This is a genomic window from Pseudomonas sp. S4_EA_1b (assembly GCF_016307435.1).
GTDB classification, from domain to species: domain Bacteria; phylum Pseudomonadota; class Gammaproteobacteria; order Pseudomonadales; family Pseudomonadaceae; genus Aquipseudomonas; species Aquipseudomonas rhodesiae.
This window is the reverse complement of record NZ_JAEILC010000117.1, coordinates 16,965-35,291: the sequence shown is the minus strand read 5'-3', so window position 1 is coordinate 35,291 and position 18,327 is coordinate 16,965. Positions and strand designations below refer to the sequence as shown.

Annotated in this window: 18 protein-coding genes; 9 read left to right on the top strand and 9 right to left on the bottom strand. The window is 59.2% G+C overall.

The features are described 5' to 3' along the window. Nucleotides 1-154 precede the first annotated feature (154 nt). From YA0848_RS30165 to YA0848_RS30155, 3 genes are all read left to right on the top strand, one after another. Nucleotides 155-1,237 carry a hypothetical protein gene (locus YA0848_RS30165; RefSeq protein WP_152331839.1) on the top strand — a complete coding sequence of 361 codons (1,083 nt, stop codon included), beginning with the start codon at nt 155-157 and terminating at the stop codon, nt 1,235-1,237. A 105-nt stretch (nt 1,238-1,342) separates the two neighbouring features. After that, nucleotides 1,343-2,332, top strand: a complete 990-nt coding sequence (locus tag YA0848_RS30160; RefSeq protein WP_232925211.1) for a hypothetical protein — start codon at nt 1,343-1,345, stop codon at nt 2,330-2,332. A 29-nt stretch (nt 2,333-2,361) separates the two neighbouring features. Further along, nucleotides 2,362-3,144 carry a hypothetical protein gene (locus tag YA0848_RS30155; RefSeq protein WP_169903390.1) on the top strand — a complete coding sequence of 261 codons (783 nt, stop codon included), beginning with the start codon at nt 2,362-2,364 and terminating at the stop codon, nt 3,142-3,144. A gap of 51 nt (nt 3,145-3,195) precedes the next feature. Here the strand turns inward: YA0848_RS30155 and lnt are convergent, their stop codons facing one another. The 5 genes from lnt to miaB all read right to left on the bottom strand — a co-directional run bounded on the left by lnt (nt 3,196) and on the right by miaB (nt 8,588). After that, nucleotides 3,196-4,719 carry an apolipoprotein N-acyltransferase gene (lnt, locus tag YA0848_RS30150; protein WP_034115195.1) on the bottom strand — a complete coding sequence of 508 codons (1,524 nt, stop codon included), beginning with the start codon at nt 4,717-4,719 and terminating at the stop codon, nt 3,196-3,198. 8 nt (nt 4,720-4,727) lie between these two features. Next, the gene (locus YA0848_RS30145) at nt 4,728-5,567 is read right to left on the bottom strand and encodes an HlyC/CorC family transporter (protein ID WP_010206772.1); all 840 of its coding nucleotides are present in this window, start codon (nt 5,565-5,567) and stop codon (nt 4,728-4,730) included. A gap of 42 nt (nt 5,568-5,609) precedes the next feature. Next, on the bottom strand, nt 5,610-6,068 hold the full coding sequence (gene ybeY, locus YA0848_RS30140; protein WP_034100899.1) for an rRNA maturation RNase YbeY: 459 nt from the start codon (nt 6,066-6,068) through the stop codon (nt 5,610-5,612). Beyond that, nucleotides 6,061-7,065, bottom strand: a complete 1,005-nt coding sequence (locus YA0848_RS30135; RefSeq protein WP_169903391.1) for a PhoH family protein — start codon at nt 7,063-7,065, stop codon at nt 6,061-6,063. The genes ybeY and YA0848_RS30135 overlap by 8 nt, the downstream gene beginning before the upstream one ends. Nucleotides 7,066-7,259: 194 nt before the next feature. Further along, nucleotides 7,260-8,588 carry a tRNA (N6-isopentenyl adenosine(37)-C2)-methylthiotransferase MiaB gene (gene miaB / locus YA0848_RS30130; RefSeq protein ID WP_034100897.1) on the bottom strand — a complete coding sequence of 443 codons (1,329 nt, stop codon included), beginning with the start codon at nt 8,586-8,588 and terminating at the stop codon, nt 7,260-7,262. Nucleotides 8,589-8,719: 131 nt separating this feature from the next. Between miaB and YA0848_RS30125 the strand changes: the two genes are divergently transcribed. The 6 genes from YA0848_RS30125 (at nt 8,720) to YA0848_RS30100 (ending at nt 14,778) form a co-directional block, all read left to right on the top strand. Further along, a complete protein-coding gene (locus YA0848_RS30125) occupies nt 8,720-9,046 on the top strand; it encodes a DUF1820 family protein (RefSeq protein ID WP_003215457.1) in 327 nt (108 codons plus the stop codon). A 302-nt stretch (nt 9,047-9,348) separates the two neighbouring features. Then, on the top strand, nt 9,349-11,403 hold the full coding sequence (locus YA0848_RS30120) for an oxidoreductase (protein WP_169903392.1): 2,055 nt from the start codon (nt 9,349-9,351) through the stop codon (nt 11,401-11,403). 38 nt (nt 11,404-11,441) lie between these two features. Further along, on the top strand, nt 11,442-12,200 hold the full coding sequence (locus tag YA0848_RS30115) for a transporter substrate-binding domain-containing protein (protein WP_034100895.1): 759 nt from the start codon (nt 11,442-11,444) through the stop codon (nt 12,198-12,200). Between the two features lie 32 nt (nt 12,201-12,232). Then, nucleotides 12,233-12,949 (top strand): ABC transporter permease, encoded by a 717-nt coding sequence (locus YA0848_RS30110; protein ID WP_034100894.1) that lies wholly within the window; start codon nt 12,233-12,235, stop codon nt 12,947-12,949. Next, nucleotides 12,946-13,656, top strand: coding sequence for an ABC transporter permease (locus tag YA0848_RS30105; protein WP_169903393.1), 711 nt, complete (start codon nt 12,946-12,948; stop codon nt 13,654-13,656). Before YA0848_RS30110 ends, YA0848_RS30105 begins: the two co-directional genes overlap by 4 nt. A gap of 9 nt (nt 13,657-13,665) precedes the next feature. After that, nucleotides 13,666-14,778: a succinylglutamate desuccinylase/aspartoacylase family protein gene (locus YA0848_RS30100; protein ID WP_169903394.1), complete on the top strand. Its 1,113-nt coding sequence runs from the start codon at nt 13,666-13,668 to the stop codon at nt 14,776-14,778. A 3-nt stretch (nt 14,779-14,781) separates the two neighbouring features. On the opposite strand, the gene YA0848_RS30095 is transcribed toward YA0848_RS30100, so the two are convergent. From YA0848_RS30095 to YA0848_RS30080, 4 genes are all read right to left on the bottom strand, one after another. Further along, complete coding sequence (locus YA0848_RS30095) at nt 14,782-15,336, bottom strand: tetratricopeptide repeat protein (protein ID WP_034100891.1); 555 nt, start codon at nt 15,334-15,336, stop codon at nt 14,782-14,784. A gap of 225 nt (nt 15,337-15,561) precedes the next feature. Further along, on the bottom strand, nt 15,562-16,845 hold the full coding sequence (gene hemL / locus YA0848_RS30090) for a glutamate-1-semialdehyde 2,1-aminomutase (RefSeq protein ID WP_034100890.1): 1,284 nt from the start codon (nt 16,843-16,845) through the stop codon (nt 15,562-15,564). 11 nt (nt 16,846-16,856) lie between these two features. Beyond that, nucleotides 16,857-17,486, bottom strand: a complete 630-nt coding sequence (thiE, locus tag YA0848_RS30085) for a thiamine phosphate synthase (RefSeq protein WP_034100889.1) — start codon at nt 17,484-17,486, stop codon at nt 16,857-16,859. A 32-nt stretch (nt 17,487-17,518) separates the two neighbouring features. Further along, on the bottom strand, nt 17,519-18,316 hold the full coding sequence (locus YA0848_RS30080) for a hydroxymethylpyrimidine/phosphomethylpyrimidine kinase (protein ID WP_034100888.1): 798 nt from the start codon (nt 18,314-18,316) through the stop codon (nt 17,519-17,521). Nucleotides 18,317-18,327 lie beyond the last annotated feature (11 nt).

Here is an 18,327-nt window from a genome sequence, read left to right as displayed (position 1 = left end):
AAGTTGGCTGCCACTAGTCTGTGCGAACACTGACGCTGCGCAGTGCGACAAATTAAACTTGTGGGATAAATTAATCGCTCCCCTCGTACGTTAAGTTGTCGCAAGTGTTTCCGTGGTGAACTATGTGCTAATTGACCTAGAGAGGCGGAGTTGTGTGAATATATTATCAACAGCAAATAATCACCGAGTAAGCCGGTTGGGTAATGCCTTTGCCGGTGAAGAGGCTCCTGCTACATCTGGAGCGGGAAACTTGTCAGCGAAACGAGGTGAGCATTTCACGGCTTACAGCCCTAACGTTCTTGGCCCTTTAAAACAGGACGACGCGCAATTAGGTCAAACGCTGACGACGTTGCTTTTGTTATTGAAAAACGTCACCGACAGCTTGAAACAGTTTTTGGATGCCGACGCGATATTGCCGGCGCCCGCGACCGACGTAGCGCCCAAGCCACCCTCGATTATCGCGCCCAAACCGCGTGAACTCGAAGCTCTGCCAGCAGTTGATATCAAGGTCAGGCACCTCGTAGACCGCTTGCCTGTGGCTGACGAGGAGCTTGATCCGTTTGATGCACTGGACTTCGCTGATGGCAAGCATGGCGGCGCAGGCGTTGCACTTGAGGATTATGAATGGCGGCGGATATGGAGCGAAGTGATCAATGAAGACGATTGGGCGGTGGAGTTGTCTGGAAAACCCAAGGGGCAAAAACCGGATGATCTGAAAGCGGGGGTGTCCTGGCAATACAAGCCGTACCCGTGGTTGGGCCATGACAGCCGTGTTCCTTATTTGGAAGTCATTAAGTTGGCCATGTCGAAGTATGGCCAGAGTGTGGACAGTGTCCTGGAAAAAGTAACGGCCGTGCCTGGCGGGTACGACATTATTATGAAAGATGGTGTCGCGTTAAATATCACTCATAAAGAGTTGCACTTGGCGTCCAAGGCCTGTGGGTTTGTGGGCTTCGATGAAGGCATGGTGAACGATGCTTCGTTTTTATTTGGGGTTCTGTGCAAGCGTATCTATTTGACTGAGCAAGCGAAGCACTTCGCGGACAATGAACCTTGGACGCGCTCATCTGCTGAAAAAATTCCGAAAATGCGCACCTATGCCGGTGTATTAGCGCTCACGCCATTTAATACGAACAAACATGAAATTCTGGCGGCGCTTGGATTGCGCGACGCGATCAGCACCACTGAATTGGCCAAAGGTCCTCGTGAAAGAAAGGTACGGCAACATAATTACTGAGCCTCTGATGGAAGATATTTCAAGGGTTATTAGGGCTATCTGTTGATGAGTGCCGGTTAGTCTTGGCTGGCCGTGGCTGTTAATGAAAACCAGGGAGAAAGAGGTATGAGTCATTCGGTTGCCAGCCCCGTAAATGGTTACTACGGGCGTTATCAGGCTGAGGTGCATAAAAGTTATGTGGGTGCTGCGCCTGAAAGGCCGCACGGGGCAGGGGCGTTCGACAGGGTTGCGCGCCCCGATGGCGCAGCAGCCAAAAGTGCGGCCCCCCATGCCCAGGCTTCGTTCTCCGCGATCACTGACATGTTGCGCGAGTTAAATAACATGATCACTACGCTGTCCGCACGTATGGGTGGGCAGCAGCACAGGACATTACCCGCTACTAAGTTGATTCCTGATCAAACACGATCAGTGCTTCAGCCCCATAGCCCGCCATTGGAACGCTCGGCGCTCGGCGTAGATTCGGGTTCAGATGTTCCCGAGACGCCGCATCGAAAATTTATCCGGGGCAACGCGGAGAATGCCGGCATAAAACCGACCCATATTTGGGGGGCGTTCTCTCAGGAAGGGGTGGGTAACTGCGTCACCGTCAGTGCAATCAAGGCCGCCATGGCTAAGTTCGGCCATAACCCTCATGGCATCTACAAGCAAATCACCGAAGTTAAGGACGGTTTTGAAGTCACCATGCGGGACTCTTTCAAGTTGCATATTTCCTTTGAGGAATTGGAAGAGGCTCAAGAAGGTGCCGGACTTAGGCCGGGTCACTCGGAGGATGTTCTTATCAATGCGCAGTTTCTATACGCCGTCAGTGCCAAACGAGCGCAGCTTGAAAACAATGACGGAAACGCCGAAGAGAGCTTCGAGGATGCCATGGTGACGCTCGCCGATGGAGAGCTTGCGGGCGAGGGGCTTATTCGCCTGGGATTGCGGGCGCATATGGCGCCTACCACCGTGAGGGAACTGGCCGAGGGTGCCATCGGAGTTCTCTGCAATGGGCCGCACCAAATGGCGGTAGTCGATGGCGCGCTTGATATGTGGGGCACCAAGACCAGCGTCTATAAGGACTTTCATTGGCGTTATGGCGCCAAACTGATCTAAACCAATCAAGTAAGTAAGGAATACTGCTGATGAGCGTGTCCAGAGTCGCTAACAGTTTTTACGAGGGGCGTTACGGTCAGCCTGTCACCGCCCAGCGCAACAATAACGAAAACACCTATTCATCGTACCGGTCGCCTCTTAATAGACCGTCCGCAAACCAGGCGTATGCCAGGCTCGACAACGGAGCAGAGCCCGGCAATTCATTGATCAAGGGCGATGCGGATTCACCCAGCGTTATCCCGACGAATATCTTCCGCGATTTCTACCAGGGCGGCAGTGGAAATTCAGTGGTTATTTCGGCGATTAAACTGGCCATGATGAAGTTTGGTCACAACCCTCATCATATCTATAAAAAAATAGAGGCAACGGCTGATGGGTTCAATGTGAGGATGAGGGACGGCTATAAACTCTTCATTACTCATGACGAAATCCGGCAGGCTGCCGCCGCTTCGGGATTTATAGGCGACGGTTCCAATGATGTGCTGGTTAACGCCCAGTTTTTATATGCGGTCAGCGCCAAACGCATGCAGCTCGACAAGTTTTACGAGCGCAGCAGTGAAACCTTTGCCTCGGCGCTGCAAATGCTCAGTTCAGGTGATTATCCAGGTGAGGCATTACGACGGTTGGGGCTGAAGCACCAGATGGTCGCCGCGTCGATGCGCGAGCTACGAAAGGGCGGAACGGGCTCGATGTATACCCCCGGCCATATGCTGGCCGTTGTCGACGGTCACATGGATTATTACGGGCGACGCGTGAAACTGGCTGGGTCGGGCATGGCAATCACCGGCAGAATCGCCATGACGCTAAGGTAGGTGCAAGGGCTTTCTCCTCGGAGAAAGCCCTGCCTGCGGGTGGGGCTCTTGTCAGCCGATTTTCGACAGGCGGCCCGCCAGCAGCGCCCAGCCAAACAGCCCCAGACACACGATGATCAACGGCCACGAACGCCATTGCAGGTACGGCGTCAGGTTATGCATGGGCACTACTTCGCCATACAGGATGCCGCGTTCGAACTGCGGGATCTGCACGGTGATCTGTCCGAACGGGTTGATCAGCCCGGTCACGCCGTTGTTGGTGGCGCGGATCATCCAGCGCCCCGCTTCCAGCGCACGCATCTGCGCCATTTGCAGGTGTTGCAGAGGGCCGATGGAGCGCCCGAACCAGGTGTCGTTGCTAATGGTCAGCAACAGGTCGCTCTGGGCTGAAAGGCCTGCGGCAAACTCGGGGTAAACCACTTCGTAGCAGATGAACGGGGCGATCTGATAACCCTTGGCTTGCAGCATGGCCTGGTCGGAGGGGCCACGGGCAAAGTCCGACATCGGCAGGTCGAAGAACGCAATCAGCCCGCGCAATATGTCCTGCAACGGTACGTACTCACCGAAAGGCACCAGTTTTTGCTTCAGGTAGGTGCCGTCGCCTTCGCCCACTACGGTGATGCCGTTGAAGTAACGCTTCTGGTGGTGCACTTCCTGACGAATCGGCACGCCGGTAATCAGCGCGGTATGCCGGTCGGCCGCGAACCGCCCCATCATCCCCAGGTAACCCTCCACCGACTCCTTGAGCACCGGCACCGCTGTTTCGGGCCAGACCAGCAGGTCCACAGGCTTGGAGCTGAAACTCATGTCGCGGTACAGCGCCAATTGCGCATTGAGCTGCTGCGGGTCCCACTTCATGCTCTGTTCGATGTTGCCCTGGATCGCGGCCACCTTCAACGGAGCGCCGGATGGCTCGGTCCAGGCATGATGTTTGAGCGCCAGCCCGATGCCCCATGGCGCGACCAGCAGCACCAGGCCCGCGGCGACAAAGCCATTGCGTTTGGCGGCCAGCAGGCGCGGCAGGTTGCACAGCACGGCAGCCGTGAGCGCCAGGGCAAAGGAAATCAGCCACATCCCGCCGAGCGGGGCCAGCCCTGCCAGTGGGCCATCGAGTTGACTGTAGCCGGAATAGAGCCACGGGAAACCGGTGAGGAACCAGCCGCGAAAGGCCTCTTGACCCACCCATAGCGCTGCGAATGTCAGGGCGTCCGCCAGCGGCGCTTCGTTGCGGCGTAGCCAGCGTGCCCACAGCCAGGCGGGCAGGGCGAAGAACCAGGCAATGGCGGCCGTGAACAATAGCATCAGGAACCCCGCCAGCAGCACCGAAGCGCCGCCGAAGTGGTGGATGCTGTAGTAGATCCAGCTGGTGCCGGCACCGAACAGGCCGAAACCGAAGCACCAGCCACGCCCCAAGGCCTGGCGCGGTGTCAGCTCTCGCAGGCCGATATAGAACAGCCCGACGGCCACCAGCGCAAATGGCCACAAATCGAACGGCGCCAGCGCCAGGGTAGTGATGGCGCCGGCCACCACGGCCAGCAGGTTACCGGGCCAGCCGGGTGCGATAAGACGGCGCATGTCAGTCCTTAGCGGGCGATAGGTGTCAGGCGAATCAAGTGGATACGACGGCTGTCGGCATTCAGGATGCGGAAGCGATAGGCGCCGATTTCGGTGGTTTCGTTGCGCTTGGGCAGGTGGCCAAACGCGCTCATCACCAAACCGCCCACTGTGTCGAACTCGTCGTCGGAGAATTCGCTGTCAAAGAACTCGTTGAAGTTCTCGATCGGCGTCAACGCCTTGATCAGGAAGTCGCCGCTGGGCAGGGGCTTGATGTAGCTGTCTTCTTCGACGTCGTGTTCGTCTTCGATGTCGCCGACGATCTGTTCCAGTACGTCTTCGATGGTCACCAGGCCCGCCACGCCGCCGTATTCGTCAATCACGATGGCCATGTGGTTGTGGTTGGCGCGGAATTCGCGCAGCAGCACGTTCAGGCGCTTGGACTCGGGCACGAAGGTGGCCGGGCGCAGCAGATCCTTGATGTTGAAGCTGTCGCCGTTCTCTTTGAGGATCAGCGGTAGCAGATCCTTGGCCAGCAGCACGCCCATGACGTCGTCATGGCTTTCGCCGATCACCGGGTAGCGCGAGTGCGCCGAGTCGATCACGGCCGGGAGGAACTCCCGTGGGGTCTGGGTCGCCTTGATGCTGATCATCTGCGAACGCGGGACCATGATGTCCCGGACCTGCAGGTCAGCCACCTGGATGGCGCCTTCGACGATGGCCAGCGCTTCGCTGTCCAGCAACTTGTTCTGATGGGCCTCGCGCAGCAGCTCCAGCAGCTCCTGGCGGTTTTTCGGCTCGTGGGCAAAAGCCTGGGTCAGTTTACCCAGCCATGACTTCTGCCCGTTGCTCGATCGGTCTTCGCTCATAGCGATTACTCTGAATCCTTTGTTGTTACAGTTGAGTGTTTTTTAAGCTTCGTCATCGGCATAAGGGTCGGGATGACCCAATTGCGCAAGCAACGTTCGTTCCAGTGCTTCCATTTCCTCGGCTTCGTCATCGTCTATATGGTCGTAACCCAAGAGATGCAAGCAGCCGTGGATGACTAGATGGGCCCAATGCGCCTCAAGTTCCTTGCCTTGTTCCCTGGCTTCACGCTCGACGACTTCGACGCAGATCACCAGGTCGCCCAGCAATGGAATGTCCAGCAACTCGTCGGGAACATCGGCGGGGAAGGACAGCACGTTGGTCGCGTAGTCCTTGTGGCGCCAGGTGTGGTTCAGCTCGCGGCCCTCGGCCTCGCCCACCAGACGGATGGTCAGCTCCGAGTCGGCGCTGCGCTGGCGCAGTGCCAGTGCACACCATTGGCGAAACTGCTCCTCGCTGGGGGCTGGCGCGTCGGTAGCCAACTGCAGATCCAGTTCAAGCATCGCCGCGAACGTCCTTGGCCGGGGCATCATCGCGATGGTCGAAGCGCTCGTAGGCTTCGACAATGCGCTGCACCAGCGGGTGGCGCACCACGTCCTTGGGCATAAAGTGCGTGAAGCTGATACCCGGAACGTCCTTGAGTACCTCGATCACCTGGGCGAGGCCGGACTTGGTGCCCTTGGGCAGGTCGACCTGGGTGACGTCGCCGGTAATCACGGCCGTGGAGCCGAAACCGATACGGGTGAGGAACATCTTCATCTGCTCGACGGTAGTGTTCTGGCTTTCGTCGAGGATAATGAAACTGTTGTTCAAGGTACGGCCGCGCATGTAGGCCAGCGGAGCGATCTCGATCACCTGGCGCTCGATCAGCTTGGCCACGTACTCGAAGCCGAGCATCTCGTAGAGCGCGTCGTAGAGGGGGCGCAGGTAGGGGTCGATCTTCTGGGCCAGGTCACCGGGCAGGAAGCCGAGCTTTTCACCGGCCTCGACCGCTGGGCGTACCAGCAGAATGCGGCGTACTTGCTCGCGTTCCAGAGCATCCACCGCGCAGGCCACGGCCAGGTAGGTCTTGCCGGTACCGGCCGGGCCGATGCCGAAGTTGATGTCGTTGCCGAGGATTTCCTTGACGTAGCGCTGCTGATTCAAGCCGCGTGGGCGAATCATGCCTTTCTTGGTGCGCAGGGCCACGCTGGCTTCGGCTACAGGGTTGTTGGCCAGGTCTTCCACGGCCGATTCCTGCAGGTACAGGTGCACGGTTTCCGGTGACAACTCGCTGCCCTTCGTCTCGCGGTAGAGACGGCGCAACAGGTTTTCTGCGGACGTGGTGTGCTGGGGGTCGCCAATGAGTTCGAACTGATTGCCGCGGTTGCGGATCTCGATGCTCAGGCGTTGTTCGATCAGACGCAAGTGCTCGTCGAACTGTCCGCACAGATTGGCGAAACGGCGAGCCTCAAATGGCTCGAGGAGAAAACGATGGGGTTCTGCTATGGGTGCGTTCAAGGTTGCTTTTAGCCGCCCTTTGGCTGTTTAAGTGAAAGAGAGGATAACGCCAGTGACGCGGGTACGAAAGCACTTACGTCATTGGAATGTTGCACGGTTCCAATGTAGGTGGGGGGCTCGCCCCCGATAGCGGTGTGCCGGCAATAAATGAGTGGTCTGATTCGCCGCCATCGGGGGCAAGCCCCCTCCCACGTTTATTGCACCAGCGAGCCGCGCAACGAATGCGGCTGCGCCGCATCGATGTGCACATCGGCAAACTGACCGATCAATGTTGGATTATCACAACGGAAATTGACGATCCGGTTATTCTCGGTGCGGCCTTGCAGTTCGCCGGGGTCTTTCTTGGAATAGTCGGTGACCAGGATGCGCTGGATCGAACCGACCATTTGTCGGCTGATCTCGAAGCCCTGCTGATTCAGGCGATGTTGCAGGGCATTCAGGCGTTCTTTTTTCACGGTCTCCGGGGTTTCGTCCACCAGGTCCGCCGCCGGGGTGCCGGGGCGTTGGCTGTAGACGAACGAGTAGGAGAAGTCGAAGCCGACGTCTTCGATCAGTTTCATGGTTTGCTGGAAATCTTTCTCGGTTTCGCCGGGGAAACCGACGATAAAGTCCGAGCTTATGCAAATCCCCGGTACGGCTGCGCGCAATTTGCGCAGCTTGGATTTGTATTCCAGGGCCGTATGGTTGCGCTTCATGGCCGCCAGAATGCGGTCCGAGCCCGATTGCACCGGCAAATGCAGGTGTTTGACCAGTTCCGGCACTTCGGCGTGGGCCTGGATCAGGCTGTCGGAGAACTCCAACGGGTGCGAAGTGGTGTAGCGGATGCGCTCGATGCCGTCCACCGCCGCGACCACGCGGATCAGTTCGGCAAGGTCCGCCAGCCGCCCGTCGTGGGTCTGGCCGCGATAACCGTTGACGTTCTGACCCAGCAGGGTCACTTCGCGCACGCCGTTCTCGGCCAGGTGGATGATTTCCGACAGCACATCGTCAAATGGACGGCTGACTTCTTCGCCACGGGTGTAGGGCACCACGCAGAACGTGCAGTACTTGCTGCAACCTTCCATCACCGACACATAGGCGCTGGGCCCGTCGATGCGCGGCTCGGGCAAGTGGTCGAATTTTTCGATTTCAGGAAATGACACGTCAACCTGCGGCAGCTTGCTGGTGCGCGCGGCGTCGATCATCTCGGGTAGGCGATGCAGGGTCTGCGGGCCGAAAACCACGTCGACATAGGGCGCGCGATCGCGGATTGCAGCGCCTTCCTGACTGGCCACGCAACCGCCGACGGCGATCACCATGTCCGGGTTGGCCAGTTTCAATTCGCGCCAGCGACCCAACTGCGAGTACACACGGTCCTGGGCCCGTTCGCGGATCGAGCAGGTATTGAGCAGGATCACGTCGGCATCTTCGGCGCGGGCGGTGACTTCCAGGGCCTGGTGTTCACCCAGCAGGTCTACCATGCGCGAGCTGTCGTACTCGTTCATCTGGCAACCGTGGGTTTCGATGTAAAGCTTCTTGGCCATGGGAATCGTCAACTGGTGGTAAAGAACCGCGCATTATAGGGGGCATGCCCATTGGTTCCTAGCGCTGTGCATCGGGTGCCATGCTATAGTTCGCGCCCTCTTTTATATCCCCGATGTGTTGTTCGCCCACCATGACCAAACGTGAAGCTCCAATCTACAAGGTGATTTTCCTCAACCAGGGCCAGGTGTTCGAGATGTACGCCAAGCAGATCTATCAAAGTGATCTGTGGGGCTTCCTGGAAGTGGAAGAGTTCGTCTTTGGCGAGCGCACCCAGTTGGTCGTCGATCCGGGCGAGGAAAAGCTCAAGGCGCAGTTCGAAGGTGTAGTGCGCAGCTTTGTGCCGATGCACTCGATCGTGCGCATCGATGAAGTCGAGCGCCTGGGTACACCGAAGATCAGCGAAGCGCGGGGCATGAGCAATGTCATGCCGTTTCCGATGCCGATGCCTGAAAAGTAAGGCTCAACTATTTTGTAGGGCGTTTCTGATTTTGCCCTCTAGTACATAGACATTCTGTTTAAAAAATAGCAGATTTTGTTTGTGTCTGGAGGGCGATATAACGATGCCAATAACAAATCACCTCAAGTCTCGCCGTAATAATGGGCCTGGATCTTGATGTTCTTGTTATTGAGCTGTCACGTTGATTCGACTTTAACAGGGTGAGTGTCTGAGTAGGTTGTCACCTCATTTATAAAGCCGTTAGTTGTCGCCGAGTTTCTTATAGCAGTCTTCAAAGAACGTATCCGTTCGGGAGTATCCCTGTGCGCGATTCACGCTATGACATTCTGTTTGAACCGGTCCTCATCGGCCCCGTTCGCGCTCCTAACCGCTTTTATCAAGTGCCGCACTGCAATGGCATGGGGCATGTACATCCATCGGCCATGGCCCGCATGCGCGGTATAAAAGCTGAGGGCGGGTGGGGCGTGGTCTGCACCGAAGAGTGCGAAATCAGCCCGTTGAGCGAATTTTCTCCCTGCATTGAGGCGCGTTTGTGGGATGAACGCGACATTCCTGCCCTGGCGCGCATGTGCGAGGAGGTACATCAATACGGCTCGCTGGCCGGTGTGGAGTTGGCCTTCAACGGCTATGCGGCGCCCAATCGCTATAGCCGGGAAATCCCCTGGGCTCCCTCGAATACACCTGTGCGCGGGTACGACCCTGTACAGGCGCGGGCCATGAGCCTAGCCGATATCCGTCAGCTGCGCGCCCTGCACAGGGCTGCCGCATTAGGGGCGCAAGCGGCAGGGTTCGACATCATCTACGTCTACGCCGGACATGACCTGAGCGTGGCCTTTCATTTTCTGACCCAGCGTAACAACCGGCGCACCGATGAGTACGGTGGTGTGCTGGAGAATCGCGTGCGCCTGTTGCGAGAGCTGATTGAAGACACCCGCGATGCGGTGGGAGGGCGTTGCGCCGTGGCGGTGCGTCTGGCCGTGGATGAGCAGATGGCTGGCGGCCTATGTCGCGAGGGCGAGGGGGCGGAGATTTTTTCGAGGCTGGCCGACCTGCCGGACCTATGGGACGTAAATGTCGCCGACTGGGCAAACGACAGTATGACGGCACGTTTCGCCGCGGAAGGTTATCAGGAAGCCTTCCTGCTGGGGCTCAAGGCGCTTACGAGTAAGCCGGTGGTGGGCGTCGGGCGCTTTACCTCCCCGGACACCATGGTCTCTCTGGTACGCCGCGGGGTGCTCGACCTGATCGGCGCGGCTCGTCCGTCGATTGCCGATCCGTTTCTGCCGCGAAAGATCCAAGAGGGGCGTGCGGACGAGATCCGTGAGTGTATTGGCTGCAATATTTGCGTGAGTGGTGACCACACCAGTACGCCTGTGCGCTGTACGCAGAACCCCACCATGGGCGAGGAATGGCGGCGCGGCTGGCACCCGGAGAACCTCCATCAAGTCCGTCAGCCCGGCCTTGCCCTGGTGGTGGGCGCCGGCCCCGCGGGGCTGGAGTGCGCGCGGGTGCTTGGCGCGCGTGGGATGCAGGTGGCGCTGGTCGACAGCCGGCGTACCCTGGGTGGGCGTGTAGCGCTGGAATCCCGGCTCCCGGGCCTGGCGAGTTGGGCGCGGGTCGTTGACTATCGGCTGTATGCGTTGAGCCGCCTGCCATCGGTCGACATTTACCGTGAGAGCCCCCTGCAGGCCCAAGACGTACTCGATTTCGCGGCCGAGCATGTGGTTATCGCCACCGGCTCGCACTGGCGGCGGGACGGTCTGGGCCGTGCTCTGCGCGTTGCATTACCGGGCCTCGAATGCCTCCCGGTGCTGACCCCAGACGATCTGATGGCTGGCGCAGTGCCGCCTTCGCCGGTGCTGCTGTTTGACGACGATCATTACTACATGGGCAGCGTGCTGGCCGAATGGTTGGTGGCGCAGGGTGTAGAGGTGGTCTTCGTCACTCCGGCGGCGGATGTGGCGGCGTGGACGCACAACACCCTGGAGCAACACCGCATCCAGCGCCGTTTGCTGGAACTTAACATCACAATCGTCCCGTCCCATACGCTGGTCAATGCGGCACCGGAAGGTATGGAGGTTGCGTGTGTCTACACCGGGCGTACGCGCCGGCTGCCTGCCGCATCGGTGTTGCTGGTCACCTCGCGCGAGCCTGAGCAGTCGCTTTATCAGGCGTTGGCCAGCACCCCGGAAATTCTGCACGAGCGTGGCATTGGCACGCTCACCTTGGTTGGCGACAGCCTGGCACCTGGCACCATCGCCGCGGCTGTTTATTCGGGGCATCGGCATGCGCGGGAGTTTGATGCGCCAGCCCATTCTTTAGTTGTTCGTAGAGAAATTCCTTTTATCGAGGTGTAGTCAATCCGTCGTTAATCAATCACGAGAGAAATACAACAATGAAAAAAATATGCCTGTTTCTTCTCATGCTTCTTTTTTTAAATACTTCGCTGTTTGCCAAGGAATACACCGTTATTCGTTTTGGTGTGGATCCTAACTATGCCCCGTTTGCTTATAAGAACAATGCGGGAAAGTTGACCGGCTTCGAAGTTGATATCGGCAATGCCCTTTGCAAACAGTTGAACGTTAGTTGCCGATGGGTTGAAAGCGATTTCGACGGGCTTATCCCCAGCCTGAACGCTGGCAAGATCGACGCGATTCTGGCGTCGATGACCGTGACCGATGCCCGGGAGCAGGTGATCGATTTCTCATCCGAAGTGTTTTCCAGCCCTACGGCCATGGTCTTACGCCCCGGCACCGAGCTGGGCAAGGGCATGGCCGTTGGCTATCTGCAAGGCAGTATCCAGGAAACCTACGCTCGCCAAGTGCTCGCCACCCAAGGCATGAGAGTCGTGGCGTATGCCGACCAGGAGCAGGTGTATGCCGACTTGGTCGCAGGGCGTTTGCACGCCTCCCTGCAAGATGCCCAGCAGGCGCAAAGTGGCTTCCTGCGGTTACCTCAGGGAGCCGGGTTCGTCATGGGACCGTTGATTGAAAGCGATTTAATGCCCTCCAAAAGCGCCATCGGCATCGCCAAGGGCAACCACGCCTTGAAAACCTTGCTGGATAAAGGGCTGGCCGCGCTGCACGCCGATGGCACCTACGCGCGCCTGCAAGACCAGTATTTTCCTGGTGTGAACATGTACAGCGGTCAATAACCGCCTTTCAATCGTCGACGAGGGCGCGAGCGATGCCAGTCACGTTCACTCATTTCATCTCGACGCTGGACGCGTATGCACCGCTTTTGCTGCTTGGCGTCTGCGTCACCCTGCAACTGGCACTGCTATCAGTGCTGTTGGGACTTCTGTTGGGCTTGCTCGGTGCGGCGGCCAAATTATCCGGCTTGCGTCTCTTGCGCCTATGGGCGCAGCTCTACACCACGCTGGTACGGGGTGTGCCAGACCTGCTGTTGATGTTGCTGATTTTTTATGGGGCACAAACCGGCTTGAGCCGCCTGACCCGCGCTTTGGGATGGGATTACATCGAAATCGACCCTTTGAGTGCTGGCGTGCTCACGTTGGGATTCATCTACGGCGCGTATTTCACCGAAACCTTTCGGGGGGCTTTGCTGGCTGTACCACGCGGCCAATTCCAGGCCGCCAAGGCGCTTGGTATGACGTTCACTCAGGGGTTTGTGCATGTGGTGTTCCCGCAAATGATGCGGCTCGCCCTGCCGGGGCTGGGCAATAACTGGATGGTATTACTCAAGGCCACGGCCCTGGTGTCGGTCATTGGTTTAGCGGATCTGATCAAAGTGGCTCAGATGGCAGGCAAGGGCAGCCAACTGTTGTTGCCTTTCCTGCTGTTGGCGGCGTTGATCTACCTGCTGCTCAGCAGCGTTTCCAACCTCGCCTTGCGTTGGCTGGAGCGTCGATACGGCGTGGGTGCGCAGGAGCCGTCACGATGATTGAGTTGATACAGACGTATTGGCGGCCGTTCATTTACTCCGACGGCCATCAACTCACCGGTTTGGCCATGACGTTATGGCTGACCAGCGCTTCGCTGTGTTTCGGGCTGATACTGGCGTTGCCATTGTCCATCGCCAGGGACTCTCCCCGGTGCTGGCTGCGTTGGCCGGTGCGTACCTTCACTTACCTGTTTCGCGGCACGCCGCTGTATATGCAATTGCTGATCTTCTACACCGGCATCTACAGCATCGCCGCCGTGCGAGAACAGCCGGTCCTGGATGCGTTCTTCCGCGAGGCGCTCAACTGCACGCTGCTTGCGTTCGCCCTGAATACAGGTGCTTACACGACAGAAATATTGGCCGGCGCCATTCGCGCGATGCCACGGGGTGAAATCGAGGCCGCGCGCTCCTTGGGGTTCGATGGGTGGAAGCTATACGTGCACTTGATTTTGCCCTCGGCACTGCGCCGATCATTGCCCTACTACAGCAATGAGGTGATTTTCATGCTGCATTCCACCACGTTGGCGTTCACGGCTACGGTACCGGACATCCTCAAAGTCGCGCGGGATGCCAATGCCGCGACCTTTCTGACCTTCCAATCCTTCGGCCTCGCTGCACTCCTTTACCTGTGTATTACTTTTGCGCTGGTCGGTTTGTTTCGTCTCGCTGAACGGCGTTGGCTGCGTTTTCTCGATGTGGGCCGATAGGAGACTGTTATGCAAATTCAGACGCACGAATTGCTGGCGGCCGTGCCGGGTACGGTACGGCGGATCCATAGTTTTCATTACGGCCCGACCGCAGCGGCGGGCAAGGTTTACATCCAAGCCTCACTGCACGCCGATGAGTTGCCGGGAATGTTGGTGGTGTGGCATCTGAAGCAGCAACTTGCGCAGTTGGAGGCCGCCGGGTTGTTGCGCTGCGCTGTGGTGCTCGTGCCGGTGGCCAATCCGCTGGGGCTGGAGCAGGTGCTGATGGACGTGCCGCAGGGGCGTTTCGATAACGAGAGTCGGGAAAACTTCAATCGCTTGTTCTTGGATGTCAGCCAGCAGGTCGGCGACAGTGTGCAAGACATCTTGACCGAAGATCCTGTCAGCAACCTACGCTTGATCCGTTCGACTCTGCTACGAACGCTTGCCAGCCAAGTGCCCGCCACACAACTGCATTCCATGCGCTTGATCCTGCAGACACTGTCCTGTGATGCCGACTTGGTGATGGACTTACATTGTGATTTTGAAGCAGTGCAGCACTTGTATCTGTCGCCGGATTTCTGGCCACAAGTGGAACCGTTGGCTCGTTACTTGGGCGCCGAAGCGTGTTTTTTGACCAAGCAGGCTGGCGGGCACTCTTTCGATGAGTGCTTTACGTTGTTTTGGGAGCAGATGCAGGAGAGGTTCAACGGGCGCTTTTGTGCGCCCGGTTTTGCAGTGACCGTGGAGTTGCGGGGTGTTGCCGATGTCGACCATCGGCTGGCACGCAGGGATTGCCAAGGGATAATCAACTTCTTGATGCAGCGCGGTGTCATTGAAGGCCAAGCGTTACCTATGCCGCCCTTGCTCAATCCACCAACACCCTTGGCGGGAGTGGAGCCCGTAAAGACTCCGGTGGGTGGGCTGATTGTGTTTTGCGCGCAGGTCGGGGAGTACGTGGAGGCGGGGCAAATCCTGGCCGAAATCATTGATCCGATCACAGACCGTGTGACACACGTGGCCTGCACGTACGCCGGGCTCTTGTACGTTCGGTCTATACGGCGAATGGCGACCGCGGGGATGACGATCGCGCATGTCGCAGGCGCACATGCCTATCGCCAGGGAGACCTCTTGTCGCCTTAGTTATCAAGGCAGGGGCGAGAAGGGCGAACGCCCGTCGGCGCTTTGCAATTCCAGCAGGTACTTGCGGAAGATCTGACCCAGTACCTGGGTAGCCACTTCCAGTTCATCGCGCTGCATGTGTTCGGCGACTTCGTCGGCGGTGTCCAGCGCGTCTTCGGCGCCGTTGACCGCCGCCATTTTCAACACGATGTAAGCCTGGACGTTATTGGCCGGTACACCTTCACCGTGGAAGAACATGTTACCCAGCTCGAATTGCGCCTGCGCGTGGCCCTGTAACGATGCTTTTTCGAAATAGCTCAGGGCTTTGTTGAGGTCGCGAGCGGGGTTTTTGCTGTCATGGTAGTACTCGCCCAACTCGTATTGCGCCTGGGCATCCCCGTCGTCGGCCTGTTTCTGGCACGCGCTCAGCGCTTCGGCCTGGCTGTCTGGCTGGGTATTGAGGGTGCAACGACCCATCGCTGGGATTAACAACGAGTTGCCGCCTGCTTGTGCATGTGCCAGCAGCGGCTGAAGGAGCAACAGGCAGCCCAGAACCAGGGTGCGGCCGGTGCGTTTCATGGGAATCGACTTACCTCTGACGGGGCGCGCGGATCCTCGTGGGATCCAATAAGCGCGCATTATGAAATAAGCAGGCCCCTGCTTACAAAGTCTTTACTCGTTTTTCTGCTGGTTGGGCAAGTTATCTGCCGGATTGCAGGTTATTTCTCGAAAAAACTCGGAAATATCCGTAGGCAAAGTAGTCCATCAGGCGCCACTGGGGTGGCGCCTACCGGTTTCAAATGTTTATTTCAGAGCGGCGAAGGCGCGTTCAGCGGCATCCAGGGTCAGTTTCAACTCGGCGTCGCCATGGGCGATGGAGGTGAAACCGGCTTCGAACGCGCTTGGCGCCAGGTAAACGCCGCCCTCGAGCATCAGGTGGAAGAAGCGCTTGAACAGGTCCGCATCGCTGCCCATCACGTCGTCGAAGGTGACGATATCGTCGGCGCCGCTGAAATACAGGCCGAACATACCGCCGGCCTGGGTGGTGACGAATGGGATACCGGCCGCATCGGCGCGCTGTTGCAGGCCGTCGAGCAGGCGCGTGGTGTAGTCGGTCAGTTCGGCGTGGAAGCCCGGACGGCTGATCAACCGCAGGGTGGTCAGGCCGGCGGCCATGGCCAGCGGGTTACCCGACAGCGTGCCGGCCTGGTACACCGGGCCCAGTGGGGCGATGTGCTGCATGATTTCGCGCTTGCCGCCGAAGCAGCCCACCGGCATACCGCCGCCGATGATCTTGCCGAAGGTGCTCAGGTCCGGCGTGACGCCGTAGTACGCCTGCGCGCCGCCCAAGGCGACGCGGAAACCGGTCATCACCTCGTCGAAGATCAGCACCACGCCATGTTTGTCGCATTGCTCGCGCAGGCCTTCGAGGAAGCCCGGCGCCGGCGGTACGCAGTTCATGTTGCCCGCCACCGGCTCGACGATGATGCACGCCACGTCCTGGCCGACTTCACTGAGCATGTGCTCCACGGCAGCGATGTCGTTGAAGGGCAGGGTCAGGGTGTGTTTGGCGAACGCCGCCGGCACACCGGCCGAGCTCGGTACGCCTTGGGTCAGCGCGCCGGACCCGGCCTTGACCAGCAGGCTGTCGGAGTGGCCGTGGTAGCAGCCTTCGAACTTGATGATGCTGTCGCGCCCGGTAAAGCCGCGAGCCAGGCGGATCGCACTCATGGTGGCTTCGGTGCCGGAACTGACCATGCGCACCATTTCCATCGACGGCACGATGGAGCACACCAGGTCAGCCATCTCGGTTTCCATGGCGGTCGGCGCGCCATAGGACAGGCCGTGTTCCAACTGCTTGCGCACGGCGTCCAGCACGTCCGGATGGCTGTGGCCGAGGATCATCGGGCCCCACGAGCCCACGTAGTCCACGTAGCGCTTGTCGTCTTCGTCAGTGACGTAGGCGCCTTCGGCATGTTTGAAGAACAACGGCGTGCCGCCCACACTTTTGAACGCACGCACGGGGGAGTTCACACCACCGGGGATGTGTTTCTGGGCATTGGCAAACAGGGTTTCGGAACGGGACATGGGCGGGCTCTCTAAACTGAAGATTTAAGAAGGTCGTTGAAGGCGCGGGCGCGGCGCGTCACTTCCTGGGTGCTGTCGGCACCGAACAGGCCGTGGACCACGGCGAGCAGGTCGGCGCCCTGGGCCACCAGCGGTTCGGCGTTCTCCAGAGTGATGCCGCCGATCACGCAGATGGGCACATGCAGGCGCTGATGCGCTTCGGCCAGCATCTCCAGCGTGGCGGCCGGGGCGCCGGGCTTGGTGTTGGAATTGAAGAAGCGGCCAAACGCCACGTAACTGGCGCCTTCTTTGGCGGCCTGTTCGGCCAGTTCGATCTGGCTGTGGCAGGTGGCGCCGATAATGGCTTTGGGGCCGAGCAACGCACGGGCCGGGGTGAGCGGGCCGTCGGTCTGGCCCAAGTGCACGCCGACGCCCAGGCGCGCGGCCAGTTCGGCGTCGTCGTTGATGATCAGTTGGGTCTTGTAGCGCGAGCACAGTTCTCGCAGCTTTTCGGCTTCGCGCAGGCGGCGCGCGTCATCGCTGCTTTTGTCGCGGTACTGCAGCAGGGTCACGCCACCGTCCAACGCCGCTTCGACGTAGGCTAGGAATTTGCCGGCCAACAGTTGGCCGTCGGTTATGGCGTAAAGGCCACGTAATTTCATCGGGCATGTCCCTTGAAGTGGCGAGCAGGCGCCTACGAGCAGAAATCCAGCGGCAGCCGGCGCGGTACGAACTGGCCCTGGCCGAGTTGTTCGGCGTCACGCAACGTGCGCCAAGTGTAGTTGAGGGCCGATTGCACGGCGCTGACCAGGCCCTCGCCCTGGGCGAGACGCCCAGCCAACGCGCTGGCCAGCGTGCAGCCCGAACCGTGATAGCTGCCCGGCAGGCGCTGACAGGTGAAGGTCTGGCGCGTGCCGTCGCGGCTATATAGGCGGTTGTGCACTTCATGCTCGTCGCCATGACCACCGGTGATCAACAGGTGTTTGATAAACGGCAGCAGCTTGTCGGCGCACTCGTCCGCCGTGCCTTCGGGCAGCTCGGCGAGGATACGTGCCTCGGGCAGGTTCGGCGTGGCGATCAGCGACAGCGGCAACAACCGCTCACGCATCGCGTAGCCCACTTCGTCCTTGCCCAGGCTACCGCCGCCGCCGGCGCGCAGCACCGGGTCGCAGACTACCGGCAGGTGCGGGTGCGCCTGCAGCAGCTCGACTACGGTGTCGACCATCGCGGTGGAGCCGAGCATGCCCAGCTTGACCGCCGCCACCTCGGAGTCGCTGAGCACGGCGTTGGCCTGGGCCAGCACCCACTCGCGGTCGAGCACGCGGAAGTCGCTGACGTTCACCGTGTTCTGCACGGTCAGCGCGGTGACGGCCGGAGCCGCATGGCAACCCTGGGCGAGCAGGGCTTCGATATCTGCCTGCAAGCCGGCGCCACCACTGGGATCATGGCCGGAGAGACAGAGGACAACAGGGCGAGAGCTGTAGATATTCATGGTGGGCGAGC